This window comes from Candidatus Magnetobacterium casense (assembly GCF_000714715.1).
Lineage (GTDB): Bacteria > Nitrospirota > Thermodesulfovibrionia > Thermodesulfovibrionales > Magnetobacteriaceae > Magnetobacterium > Magnetobacterium casense.
Genome location: NZ_JMFO01000051.1, coordinates 1 through 12,494, shown reverse-complemented (window position 1 = coordinate 12,494; position 12,494 = coordinate 1). Strand labels below are relative to the sequence as shown.

Sequence of the window (12,494 nt, the reverse complement as noted above, 5' to 3'; positions counted from 1 at the left end):
CCTTGCGAGTCAGGTTGGAAGTCTATGGAGAAAGACATCCGGATGTGGCTATTTCGTATAACAACATTGGCAGTGCGTGGGGTACGTTAGGCGACTCAAAACAGGCGATTGCGTTTTACGAAAAATCCATTGTGATCAGGTTGGAAGTCTATGGAGAAAGACATCCGGATGTGGCTATTTCGTATAACAATATTGGCAGTGCGTTGTATACGTTAGGCGACCCAAAGCAGGCTATTGCGTTTTTCGAAAAAGCCCTTAATATCTGGATGGAAGTCTATGGAGAAAGACATCCCAATATTGCTCAAGTGTGTAAGAACCTCGCCGACGTCTTTGCCAAATCCGGCGATCCGCACAAGGCAGCCGAGTACACCGCAAAGGCCGCTTTGGCGTGGTCTTGAGGCTGTCCCCTGTGTCCCTTTGATACCTCCCACAAGACAAAGAAAGGGGCGGCTCCGCCCCCCTTTAGAACCCCCTGCAAGGGGACCAGTCCCCTTGACCCCATAAAATGCTACCTTAATATGTTTCCTATCTCAGGGCGGTGTTGATCGTGTCTATTATGATATCCTGGACATCCTCGGGCAGATCACAGTAGATTGGCAAACAGAGGATACGCTTGGCAATGTCCTCAGATACAGGGACACGTTGACCGTGGCCAAGATAGGGGACGGTGTTCAGTGAGGGGAAAAAGTACCTCCGCGGATAGATGCCCAGGCCGTTCAATGACTCTTTCACCTCCAGGAGCAGCCCTTCGCTCTGGAATATCACGGGGTAATATCCGTAATTCCTGCTTGCCTGGGACTCATGCCTCTGCCGCCGGAGTGTTGCGCACAGAGACCTTTCATACCTGTCAAAGACCTTGCTTCTGGCAGCGGTTATCTTTTGCATGTCGTCGAGGATGCACAGACCTAGTGTTGCGTGAAGCTCGCTCATCTTGGCATTGATGCCCAGGTCTTCTATGGTCTCGGGGCCGGTGATCCCGAAGTTAATCATCCGCCTGACCCTGGACGCAATGTCGTCGTCATTGGTGACCACGGCGCCACCCTCGGCGGTGTGAAATATCTTGGTGGCATGAAAGCTCAACGTGGAAACGTTCCCATAGCCGGCAATGCCCCTGCCGTCATAGTCCACCCCAAAGGCGTGGGAGGCATCGTAGATGACCTTGAGTGAGTGCCGTTGGGCAATACGTTCAATCTCCCCTATGGCACAGGGGTTGCCAAAGACATGCACGGCCACGATAGCGGAGGTCTTATCTGTGATGCTTGCCTCGATCTGCGCCGCATCCAGGTTCAGGGTATCGGGGTCGATGTCGGCAAAGACCGGGGTCAGTCCCTCCCACACAAGGGCGCTGGAGGTGGCAACAAAGGTGAAGGGCGTCGTTACGACTTCACCACTTAGCCCCAATGCCCTGTAGGCCACCTGGAGGGCCAGGGTGCCGTTTGCCACAACTATCACGTGTTTGACGCCAAGGTAATCGGTGAGTCTGCCCTCGAGTTCCCGGACAAACCGGCTGTAGTTGGTCAGCCATCCGCCACAAAACACCTCCCGGATGTAGGCCTGGTACTTCTGCACATAGGGCAGGTATGTCTTTGTGACGTGGAGGTGGGGCGGGGTGCATACAACACGCCGCTTCTCAACGACATAGAGGACGCTCCTGGCGGTGATGGCAGCCTGCCTGAGGGTGTCTGCACCAAAGTGGTCAACGCCAAGGCAACTGACGGCAAATCCCGCCCCGGACAGCCTGGCTATATAGTCAGCCTTTGCGTAGAGCCTCACGTGGTCGGCCTGGCCAAAATGCCGCTCCCTGTCCTGTGCTGAGGTAATGGAGGGGTCTTCATAGGTATCAGCGAGTCCTGAAAGCACGGGGGTCAGGACAATTCCCCAGCCGCCCGGTTTTAATATCCTGTATAGCTCACTCAACGCCTTTCTGTCATCATGCACGTGCTCAAGGACGTGGCTACAGATAAAGCAGTCGATGGTGTCGTCACCGTAGCCTGACATGTTGGTTATATCCATCCTGTCATCGGCATCGACCATGAAAAGGTCGCAACTGCGATAAGAGAAAACCCCCGTGTCCTTGAGATACATGGCCAAGGCCGTCTCCGGGGCAAAGTGCAGCAGGGAGGCTTTTCCTTTGAGGTCACGAGTCCTTTCCCTGATATAGAGGGCAATCAACCTCTCCCTGTCGGAGGCGCCACAGACCGGACACAGGTAGTCCCTGGCATTGAGGGTCTCAAAGTCGTCCAGGCCATACCACCGTCCACGGACCTCAACCTCGGAGGGAAAATGTCCCGGCAACGGCTTCATTGCCCTGAGATTGCTCTCACACAGGGGGCATCGATACCGCAATCCTGCGTATATCGCCCTCTTGAGGTGGCGGATGAGGGCCCTGGCCTCTCGTGAAATGATAATATGACCCGTTACGGACGTCTCTCCTTCGATGCCAGGGATTGTACCACCTGTACTGCCGCCTTACCCCGCACGATGCCCTCTCGTGTGATCACTTTGGCAATGCTCCCCTCAGCCATTAACGCAAACCCCACCTCACCACACTTATAGCCATCCTTAATGACAACGGCCTTAAGTGCAGAATTTACGACAAACTCCCTGTTGAGGTCGTTAGAGCCGCCAACCCCTATGACGTCCACGGTAAGCCCACGCTTATAGTTTGCCACTATTGCGGTGAGCCTGACCCTGTCACCGGCCTTGACTCTCAACTTGTGTGTGTTATGGAGCAGATACTCCATGCCATTTAGCGATACCACGAGGTAGGAAAGACGTGGGGTTTCAAGCTCAATGCCGGGGTTCTCCGGTACGATGTCAAACCTCTCCATGAAGGCATTTATGACCATGCTCTGGTATCGCATTTTCTTTTCGAGGTCCTTTATCTCCTTGGATGCCTCAATGCCAAAGGCCGGTATGTTGTGCGTTGACAGGGCATAGAACGTTGCCGATTTACGTTGCTCAGAGTGCATGGTGTTTTTGTCAAAGGTCCTGTGGTTGTTGAATCTGAAGAGGTGATTTTTATCCTTGATTCGAGGGTTAACGCGCTTAATCACGTCCTTGGCGATATAGGCCAGATTTAACACCCTGCCATCCTTTGTGTTAAAGACGTCCGTGTCGGCGATGACAGACTGGCCGAACCTCTTGGGATTTACGAGGTCGCTTTCGTAACGCTCCGAGTAAAAGCCCGAACCCTCATGGAGGTTGAGCAGGAAGTCACTCTGTTTTATGAGACCCTTGAGTATCTCAACCACCTTGTCTTCGTAGTACTCCTTTGAGTTGATGTAGTCAAACCTCCTGTTCATGTCGCTGTTTATGGCCCTCTTGCGCTTCATGATGGAGAGGAAGTTGGCCCGTGGTACGACTATCATGTTGCCTTTTTTGAGAGTCACGTCGGCATAGAGGTCGGCCGTCATGTATCCTCCAGGCTCATCCCCCTGGATGCCGCCAATGATCATCAGCGTCTTACCCGGTTCCTTACCGGAAATCTTGTAGACGTGAAGTTCATAGTCTGTGCCCTCGAAGTAGACCACGTGGTCGGTCTTTGACAGGGCCTCGGAGTATATCAGGAATATGCTCGATATGATTACAAGCAGGAATGTTAATTGCTTGTACAACAGACTCATGACCTCAGGTCAACGTTTTTCTTTAGGATAACGGTTCCGGTGTCGTCGTAGACCAGTAGATACAGCAGTTGCAATTTATCGAGTGTGATGTTGCTGAGTGTTTTGGTAAAGTGCTTCTTGTTTTTGATATCAAAGCCCTCGCCGGCAGTATATTTGACCGGTACACCGTTTTGTATCTCTGCTGCCTGGGGTAACCCATAGTACTTGTCATCTGACTTGTACACAATAAATACATACCCGGTCATTTTCGTGTCAATCATACGGGACTTGATGATATCAAATGATATGATAATCAGTCTCTTTTCCTCCAGGTTCGTTATTTCGAGGCCATCGGCATCAACCTGCCCTGTATTGATCGTCCTGGCGCTGAAATCCTCCGGTTTTTTGGTGTCAGGTTCCGGCTTTTGTACAACGTGGGTTATAAAGTTAAGCCTCTTGGTCTCCAGCGACTTCAGGGAGTGTTTCAGGGATGCGTTTTCTCTCTCCAAGGCAGCCAGTTTTGCAGGCAAGTCAGCATTGAATGCGCCACCCCTTAGCACAAGGTAGACAGAGGCTACAGGCAGCAGAAGCATTACAGTAACCAGAGAGACAAATACCGCTCTGGCCATCTTAAACGTCCTGGCCTTACCGCTCTTGTCCCTGAAATATATAAGTGTTACAGTTTCTTTTTTTTTCATATCGATAGCACCATGGATGCCTGTGCATGTTGCTGCAAGTTGCGAAAGGTGTTTTTCTATGTTTTTATGCTACAGGCAGTTGTGTTAGTTCTTCATTGCTCAGGCCTGACGTATCTCTCTGACTTGCCATGAGGCACTGTCCGACAAACAGGGCGCCGGAGTAGAGCACAATCACAGGGGTTCTTATTTCGCCATACATCCTGGCCCTTGAGTGCAGTTCAACTTTTCTGATGGCCTCAATCATGCCCCTGACCTCTCCCGAAATAATGGCAGTATCGACCTTGATCGTTGATTTCAGTACACCCTCTTCTCCAACAACGAGTGTGCCAGTGGCGTCTATCTCACCTTCAAACATGCCATCGATCCTAAGCACACCGTCAAAGGACAACTTGCCCTCAATGCTCACACCAGAACCGATCAATCCGTTTATCTTGCCATTAGCCTCTGCCACGCTCTCTCACTCTATCTCTTTCTTGAAGGAGACTGATATCTCACCTTCTATTTCATTATTCTGCATTTTTGAGTGTCCCTCAAACAGTCCGCCCTCAAGTATGGCAAACTTCGAGGTGTAGACATCGCCAAAGACCTTGCCCTTTGTCATAATCTCTATGTATTGCCGTGCGTTGATATTGCCCTCAACCAGGCCGCCAACTACGACGCCGTTTGCGTATATATCCCCCTTGAGATGTCCCTTCTCTCCAACCACAACCCAATCGGCCTTGACATTACCCTCAAAGCCGCCATCGAGACGCAATGTCCCCTTTAGCTCTATTGTTCCCTTGATCTGTGTACTTACGCCAATAAGGGTCTCTATTCTGTCGTGTTTTTTACCAAACATCGTCCCCTCAAGATTCTACACTATTGTTTATCTTCGCCCTCTTTTGCCAGGAACACCGCAGGATCAACGGGTGTGTTCTTTTTCCAGACTTCATAATGCACATGCGGGCCGGTGGAGTTACCGGTAGAACCCACATAGCTTATAACATCCCCCCGTCTGACTCGCTGACCAACCTTCACCACAATTTCCTTGTTATGGGCATAACACGTAGTATAGCCAAAGCCATGCTCAATGACAACCAGCTTGCCACTGCCCCCGGACCACTCGGCAAAGCTCACTATGCCGTCAGCCGTAGCCCGCACTGCCATCCCCGCTGACGCTGCCATATCCAGGCCGGAGTGAAACTCGCTCCTGCCCGTCTGCGGATGTATACGCCAACCAAACTGCGAACTGATATGCGATGAAACAACAGGAGAGCCATGCGGGGTTGCGTTGTAGACATTTCGCTGTTTTTTGAGATACTCCTTGATTTCGTCAACTCCCTTGACGGACTGCTCTATCTGCTTTTTAAGCAGTTGCATGTCTATGGAGCCGGAGTCATCCGTTTCGAGATTTCTAAAGACATCTTCCTTGGTCTGGAAGGCAAAGAGTTTTTTAAACTGTGCCTCTGCTTTCTTCAGTGAATTGATGGTGCCGTGCAGCTCTGTGAACTGACGGTAATAGAAATCCGCCCTGCCCTTTATTTCGTTGTACTCCTTAGTGGTCACCCCAACCGAAACCATATACCCTGTAAAGGCAATCCACATGGCTACCAGCATGACAATGCCAACGGAGGGGAGTTTCACCCTGTATGTTTGCTCATTACTGTGGGGTATTATCAGTATTGTTATTGGAGTAAACAAGTGACGTATAAATTTCTTTAGTTTCAACATCATCAACTCCAGTTGCTTTCTAAATTCTTGTGCACGGATACTGCACAAGTGTAAACAGTATATCATACACATTATAAAAAATGCAAGGTTATTTTATTTCACTCGTGAATTTTTCCTGACATTTCATAATGCATCGTTAAAAATTCTCAAAAAATGTCATTGTGGTGACAGACAGGTTCCAACCTCCTCTTGTACAATAAAATCATAACTAAAGTAATTCGTATGAGTTACTAAATAAGAGATTTAAGATATGGAGGTCACACAACAATGGAAGCAAACAGAAGGGTAAACTATTTCAGGTCATGGGTAAGCGGAGGGTTATTTGTACTGATGGCACTTATGCTGTTGACGGTATTTGGTCATGGATTGGCAACGGCGACAGAGGAGGCACAACTGCAACTGGCACCACTCAATCCCGAATTTAACGAGGACATTACAATCGGGCAGATGGAGATGCAACTAAAAACAAACGGCAATGCAACCGGCTACATCCCCTCACCGGTGGACTTGTCACATCTGACCGGACAGAGCGTGCATGACATGTACCACAGAGGCGTATTGCCCGCATCGTACGACCTGCGCACAAAGGGTAAGCTCACGGCCGTCAAGAATCAGGGCAACTGCGGTTCATGCTGGACATTTGCCTCCTACGGGTCGCTGGAGAGCGCCCTGATGTCGGCAGAATCAAACGACTTCTCCGAAAATCACCTCAAGGATACACACGGCTTTGACTGGGGTATATGCAGCGGCGGCAACGCCTTTATCTCAACGGCCTATCTCGCCCGCTGGAGTGGAGCCGTCAATGAATCCGAAGACCCATACAACGCCTCGGCAAACACATCGCCCGCCGACCTCACCGCCAGAAAACACATCCAGGAGGTCTTGATCGTACCGGGCAGGAGTAACTCATCCGATAACGACAACATCAAACAGGTCGTCATGAACTACGGCGCCATGTATACCGCATATTACCACAGCAATTCGTACTATAATTCAAGCAAATACGCCTACTACTACAATGGCACCTCTTCGTCAAACCACGCTGTTGCCATTGTGGGCTGGGATGATAACTATGATAAATCGAAGTTCTCCACAGTTCCCCCTGGCAACGGGGCATTTATTGTCAAAAACAGTTGGGGAACCGGTTGGGGTGAAAGCGGCTACTTCTACATTTCTTACTATGACAGCAAGGTGGGAATGTCAAACTTTGTCTTTAACAATGCCGAATCGACCTCCAACTATGGCCGTATCTATCAGTATGACCCCCTGGGGCTTACGACCAGCTTTGGCTATGGCAGTCAGACCGGGTGGTTTGCAAACATATTTACCGCTGCCGGCAGTGAACAGGTTGCAGCGGTAGCATTTTATACAATGGCGGCGAATTCCTCCTACGTAATATACATCTACAAGGACGCCGTCTCCGGCCCGGCATCAGGCACCCTGGTGACGACTCAAACGGGCAGCATTGCATATGCCGGATATCACACGATAAACCTGACACAGGCCGTTGCCCTCAATAACGGACAAAAGTTCTCCGTGGTCATAAAGCTGACAACCCCCGGATACAACTACCCGATACCTGTAGAGATGCCTTTCAGCAACTACAGCAGTAAGGCTACGGCCAATGCCGGTGAGAGCTATATAAGCAGTAACGGCAGTGCGTGGACGGATATAGCGTCCAAGTACGTCAAGACAAACGTTTGCGTAAAGGCGTTCTCAAAGTCGTCCGGTTCCACTCCTACGCCCACGCCAACTCCTACTCCTACGCCTAAACCGACATCTACGCCAACTCCCACACCGACCCCTACGCCCACGCCGGTTACATATTCACTGTCAGGGGCAATCACCAGCGGCACCAGCGGCGTACGTGACGCCACAGTAACCCTCACCGGAGCCAAGTCCGCCTCAACAACCACGGATATCAACGGCAAATTCTCCTTCGCCGGACTCCCCAACGGAAACTACACCGTGACCCCGACAAAGAGCAACTACTCCCTCTCTCCAACCAATAAGACCGTAGCACTAAACGGCACGAACGCCACTGGTATAAACTTCACCGCCATAGCCCTGGTACCGCCGGCGCCAACAGGCATAAAGGCTACCGATGGCACACATCCCGATAAGGTGGTTATCAGTTGGAACGTTGAACAGCGCGCCAGCTCATATGACGTCTACAGGGCGGATACTGCCACCGGCACCAGGGCCAAGATAAACAAAAGCGCCATCGCAACCACAAGCTACAGTGACACAACAGGCACCGCTGGCAAGGTCTATTACTACTGGGTAGTCTCGGTCAACAGCGCAGGCCCCGGTTCATACGGCTCCTACGATAGCGGATATCGCAGGAAGTAAGGGCTGTAAAGAAAGAAGGGAGGCGGAGGGGGGTAGGACACCCCTGCCACAAGCCGCCCCTTTCTTTTCTCTTCCGGTCAAATGCGATTGCCCTGAATTTGATCCAATCTACCAGTTTGTTATGTTCTGGTCGTCTACCTTGCCGTTTGGGCCAAGCGAGTAGAGGTCAAACATGCCATGTTCGCCCGGACACTTGTACTGGTAGGCCCTGTTCCAGGGGTCTTGGGGGATGGTCTGTTTGGCCAGGTATGGACCGCGCCATTTCTTCTCCGTGGAGGTCAATAACTCGTTAATCTCCTTGGGACAACTGCCGATGTCAAGCATGTAGGATTGTACCGCCGAAGAGAGCATCTCAACCTGTGCCTTGGCAAGCTCCTCCTTGGACTTCTCAAACCGTCCAAAAATGTTCGGCGCTATGAGAGAGGCTATCAGGCCAATGATCATCACCACGATGAGTATCTCAATCAGCGTAAAGCCCGCCTCATCCGCTACACCATGTCTGCCGTGTATACGTTTCACTCTCATCATAATATATTGCCGACAATGCCACTAGTTTGTCAAGGTCGTAACCAAAAACCCCCGACATCCGGCGGGAAGGTACTCAAGGGTATGTTGGGCGGACCGGGCCTTTTTGGGGTCACCGAAGACGCCAAAGACGGCTGAACCACTGCCACTGAGCATGGCCGCCACCGCCCCCTGCTCCAACAGATATGAACGGAGCTCTCCTATCATGGGATAATCACCCTGGATGGCCTCCTGGATGTCGTTTCTCATCAGGGGGATGAGGGCCTTGATGTCCTTGTTGTTGAGGGCGTTACAGAGGCGTTTGCCTATGTGGTCGCTGGGGTGATTGAGAGAAGCGCAACTGGTGAAAGCCCTGAGCTTTTGATACGCCCAGGCAGTGGAGATCGAAAAAGGCGGTTTGATTATCAGGATGTCCCATGGGGTGGTACTCTGCATTGGGGTTACGATTTCACCGCGCCCGCTGACAAAGGCACACGTTGCACCGACAAAGAACGGCACGTCGCTGCCAAGCCTGGCCCCCAGCTCCATTAATTGCCCCGCAGTAAGCCCCAGCCCCCAAAGGCTGTTAAGGGCAATCAGCGTACAGGCACAATCGCTTGAACCTCCACCCAGACCGGCCTCGGTGGGGATCACTTTTTTCAGGTGTATCCTGGCACCTTTTTTACACCCGGTATGGCTACTAAGCAGCGAGGCTGCCTTAAATACAAGGTTGTCCTCCGTGGGGATGTTCATCTCAGTAACAACCTCGATTGTCCCGGCAGGTTCCACCGTCAGTTCGTCATACAGTGATACACTCTGCATCACCGACAACAGGTCATGGTAACCGTCATCCCTCTTGCTGGTGACGTATATAAACCAGTTTATCTTTGCAGGGGCCTTGTAGTGCAACACCACTCAATGCTTGGAATGCACTTGTTGGTCGATCTTGCCCTGTACCCTCTCTGTCAGTCCGGGTTCGTCCTTGACGTGCTCTATAGACTTCTTCCAGGACTCTATGGCCTTTTCCTTCATGGACAGCTCAATGTAGACATCACCGAGGTGCTCATACAACACGGCATCGTCATCGACCAGCAACAGCGCCCTCTGTAGTTCAGTCAGCGCCTCCTGGTACCTGCCCATCTTGTAGTATGCCCATCCCAGACTGTCTATGATGTATCCACTGTCGGGTTTGATCGCTATGGCCTTTTGTATAAGCCCCAGGGCTTCTTCGAGGTTAAGCCCCTTGTCAACGTAGCTATACCCCAGATAGTTGAGGGCCTCGGCATGGTCGGGCTTTAGCTCCAGCACCTTTTTCAGCAGGGTGACCATTTCATCAAAGTTGCCTTCCTTTTCAAAGATAACGGCCAGGTTAAAGTACAACTCTTCATTGGTCGGATATTTCTCAGTGCCTCGGAGCAAAAAACCCCTTGCCTTGCCGTAATCCTTTATGTGCGAATATGCCAGCGCCGGATACAGAAAGAACTCCGCTTTGCCATCATCAAAGGACAGCAGCTCTTCATAGTACCTGGCAGCCATCTTGTAGTCATCGGTCTCGGCATACAGGAAGCCGAGTCGCAGGAAGGCGTTTACGTTTTTGGGATCTAGGTTGATTATCTGTTTCAGCTCTTCGATTGCCATATCGTATTGTCTCAGTCCCTCATAGGCCAACGACAGGTAGTAGCGGGACATGATATGGTTCTTGTCGGCAGACTTGACGATCATAAACTCGTCAACCGCCTGTTCGTAGTTGCCGTTTTCCGTGTGCAGCAGACCGAGCTTGAGGTGTATATCGAGGTTTTCGGGCAGCTCTTTGCTGAGTTCGGTCAGTTGTTCGGTGGCATTTCCGAAGTCCTTGTCTTTGAGATAGTACCTCGACAGCATCTCACGCGCCTTGAGGTTATGCGGATTGATCCTGAGGGCCTCCTTGAGGTAGCCATAGGCCTCGTCTTTTTTGCCCCTGCTGCCGGCGATGACTCCCAGGGCCACCAGGGCGGAATCAAACTCCGGATTTATTTCCGTGACCTTATGCATATATTCCTCGGCCTTATCCATGTTTCCTTGCTCTATGGAGATTACCCCGAGGTAGTAGAGCCCCATCACGTTGTCGGGGGCCTTTTCTACGAGCGTGGCAAAGACCCTTGAGGCGTTTTTATAGTCGTTTTTGGACAGATACATTGCCCCGAGGTAGACATAGACCTCGGTGTCGTCCTTGTTGAGTTCCACGATCTTTTCATATGTCTTTATGGCGTTAGTTGTGTCGTTTTGGGAGTTGTATATCTCTGCCATCAGCTTTAAGGCAGGTGTGTATTTGGGGTGCTTTTTCAGCACCTCTTTGTTTGCCTTGATGGCTTCATTGAGCTTGCCCTGACGCCAGAGGATCAGTGCCACCTGCATCCTGAGATACGGTGAAGTCTCGTCTTCTTTTATCGCCGCCCTGTAGTGTTTCAGGGCGCCATCCCAATCCCTTTCACCCTCTGCTATGGCGCCAAGAATGAATCTATAAGCCGCCCCGGAGTCAAAGCCCTCAGCCTCCTGTGCCATACACACGGACGTTGAAAGTAACACTGCCAGTGTGGCAGCAACACATAAACCTTTGTAAACACCGTTGTCTTTATTTTTCATCTTTACTTTTTTGGTTCGCTGTTTTAAGGAGAGAGAGGGTTGCTGCCCCCTCATCCCTTAATTTAAGTTTATCCTCAATAGCTACTGCCCTGGGACCACCTAACAAGACCCCTTGCACTTGCAAGTAATAGCCGCCTTTTTAGTTACCTTCTTGATTGTCATCCTTGCCCACCACCTTTCTGTAGTTTAGTCTATAATTATTATAGTAACATAAATAAAAAAAATTTGGCAGTTCCATAAAAAAAATAGGTATCCTCTTAAGAAAGCAGGGTAAAATTTATTTCCCGGTTAAACCTTCATGAATAGGAGGCATATTCGCCCCCGCCCATGAAAATTGCGATAGTGTTCTGCATTGTGTTCTGTTGAAGCTGTTAACTTTTTCCTCTGGCAAGCAGCAATTATAGCCCGTTTCCAGTGCGTGCAAGCAAAGAAAGAAGGGAGGGCTTTGCCCCTTTTATGCCGGGGGAACTTAGCCGGGGGTGGCTCGCCCCTCGCCGACCCCTCCCTAAGACCCACCCACATAGGGAAGGGGCGAGGCGCCCTGGCCAGAAAGAAGTCCTCTTGACCCCATAAAAGTGCCATGTATTTTATATGTTCTTGACAGTTTTTTCATTCAACTGAAACAGGTTATAATATAAGGAGGGAAAAGGTCGATATACTTTTTGGTGGGTCAACCCCGATGGTTAAACTGACCTGGGGATTGTGGCACGAACCCCCGCATGTCCATAGTATATATATTGCTATAGGACGCACGGTAAAAAGACCTGCTTATCTGAATGTGTAAGCAAGGTAACCCACAATGCCTACCCTAAATAGCACCAACCGACCACAATGGCAAGGAGGTGAATTAGCGTAATGGAAGCATTGTTAAAGGGTTGTGCTGGGTTAGATGTGCATAAGAAGGTAGTGGTATGCACAGTACTGAAGGAGTGTGAAGACGGCAAGTTAGTCAAGGATACCCGTGAATACGCTACATTTCGACATAATCTAAAGAAGTTAGCCT

Annotated in this window: 11 protein-coding genes; 2 read left to right on the top strand and 9 right to left on the bottom strand. The window is 50.6% G+C overall.

Annotation, left to right across the window (positions count from 1 at the left end; genetic code table 11):
- The coding region (locus Mcas_RS15590; RefSeq protein ID WP_162176350.1) for a tetratricopeptide repeat protein at positions 1 to 398 on the top strand (398 nt) is incomplete at its 5' end.
- Positions 399 to 525: 127 nt separating this feature from the next.
- Here Mcas_RS15590 and Mcas_RS17900 read toward each other — a convergent pair.
- From Mcas_RS17900 to Mcas_RS17230, 6 genes are all read right to left on the bottom strand, one after another.
- Complete coding sequence (locus Mcas_RS17900) at positions 526 to 2,304, bottom strand: DegT/DnrJ/EryC1/StrS family aminotransferase (protein WP_081853934.1); 1,779 nt, start codon at positions 2,302 to 2,304, stop codon at positions 526 to 528.
- Between the two features lie 113 nt (positions 2,305 to 2,417).
- Positions 2,418 to 3,626, bottom strand: a complete 1,209-nt coding sequence (locus Mcas_RS17235; protein WP_052567574.1) for a M14/M99 family metallopeptidase — start codon at positions 3,624 to 3,626, stop codon at positions 2,418 to 2,420.
- The gene (locus Mcas_RS15575) at positions 3,623 to 4,303 is read right to left on the bottom strand and encodes a hypothetical protein (RefSeq protein ID WP_040336476.1); all 681 of its coding nucleotides are present in this window, start codon (positions 4,301 to 4,303) and stop codon (positions 3,623 to 3,625) included. The genes Mcas_RS17235 and Mcas_RS15575 overlap by 4 nt, the downstream gene beginning before the upstream one ends.
- A gap of 64 nt (positions 4,304 to 4,367) precedes the next feature.
- Positions 4,368 to 4,754 (bottom strand): bactofilin family protein, encoded by a 387-nt coding sequence (locus Mcas_RS15570; protein ID WP_052567573.1) that lies wholly within the window; start codon positions 4,752 to 4,754, stop codon positions 4,368 to 4,370.
- Positions 4,755 to 4,760: 6 nt separating this feature from the next.
- On the bottom strand, positions 4,761 to 5,141 hold the full coding sequence (locus tag Mcas_RS15565; RefSeq protein WP_040336475.1) for a bactofilin family protein: 381 nt from the start codon (positions 5,139 to 5,141) through the stop codon (positions 4,761 to 4,763).
- A 20-nt stretch (positions 5,142 to 5,161) separates the two neighbouring features.
- Entirely contained in the window at positions 5,162 to 6,016 is an 855-nt protein-coding gene (locus Mcas_RS17230; RefSeq protein WP_162176349.1) for a M23 family metallopeptidase, read from the bottom strand.
- A 264-nt stretch (positions 6,017 to 6,280) separates the two neighbouring features.
- Between Mcas_RS17230 and Mcas_RS15555 the strand changes: the two genes are divergently transcribed.
- Complete coding sequence (locus Mcas_RS15555) at positions 6,281 to 8,365, top strand: C1 family peptidase (RefSeq protein WP_052567571.1); 2,085 nt, start codon at positions 6,281 to 6,283, stop codon at positions 8,363 to 8,365.
- Between the two features lie 108 nt (positions 8,366 to 8,473).
- Here the strand turns inward: Mcas_RS15555 and gspG are convergent, their stop codons facing one another.
- The 3 genes from gspG to Mcas_RS15540 are packed head-to-tail and all read right to left on the bottom strand — an operon-like array spanning position 8,474 to position 11,491.
- Positions 8,474 to 8,893 (bottom strand): type II secretion system major pseudopilin GspG, encoded by a 420-nt coding sequence (gspG, locus tag Mcas_RS15550; protein WP_200873728.1) that lies wholly within the window; start codon positions 8,891 to 8,893, stop codon positions 8,474 to 8,476.
- Between the two features lie 21 nt (positions 8,894 to 8,914).
- Positions 8,915 to 9,781, bottom strand: a complete 867-nt coding sequence (gene ispE, locus Mcas_RS15545; protein ID WP_040336478.1) for a 4-(cytidine 5'-diphospho)-2-C-methyl-D-erythritol kinase — start codon at positions 9,779 to 9,781, stop codon at positions 8,915 to 8,917.
- A gap of 3 nt (positions 9,782 to 9,784) precedes the next feature.
- Entirely contained in the window at positions 9,785 to 11,491 is a 1,707-nt protein-coding gene (locus tag Mcas_RS15540; RefSeq protein WP_040336474.1) for a tetratricopeptide repeat protein, read from the bottom strand.
- Positions 11,492 to 12,494: the final 1,003 nt, after the last annotated feature.

Coding starts and splice junctions, on each gene's coding strand:
- Mcas_RS17900 (WP_081853934.1), bottom strand. CDS start 2,304: ATGAAGCCGTTGCCGGGACATTTTCCCTCCGAGGTTGAGGTCCGTGGA.
- Mcas_RS17235 (WP_052567574.1), bottom strand. CDS start 3,626: ATGAGTCTGTTGTACAAGCAATTAACATTCCTGCTTGTAATCATATCG.
- Mcas_RS15575 (WP_040336476.1), bottom strand. CDS start 4,303: ATGAAAAAAAAAGAAACTGTAACACTTATATATTTCAGGGACAAGAGC.
- Mcas_RS15565 (WP_040336475.1), bottom strand. CDS start 5,141: ATGTTTGGTAAAAAACACGACAGAATAGAGACCCTTATTGGCGTAAGT.
- Mcas_RS17230 (WP_162176349.1), bottom strand. CDS start 6,016: ATGATGTTGAAACTAAAGAAATTTATACGTCACTTGTTTACTCCAATA.
- Mcas_RS15555 (WP_052567571.1), top strand. CDS start 6,281: ATGGAAGCAAACAGAAGGGTAAACTATTTCAGGTCATGGGTAAGCGGA.
- gspG (WP_200873728.1), bottom strand. CDS start 8,893: ATGATGAGAGTGAAACGTATACACGGCAGACATGGTGTAGCGGATGAG.
- Mcas_RS15540 (WP_040336474.1), bottom strand. CDS start 11,491: ATGAAAAATAAAGACAACGGTGTTTACAAAGGTTTATGTGTTGCTGCC.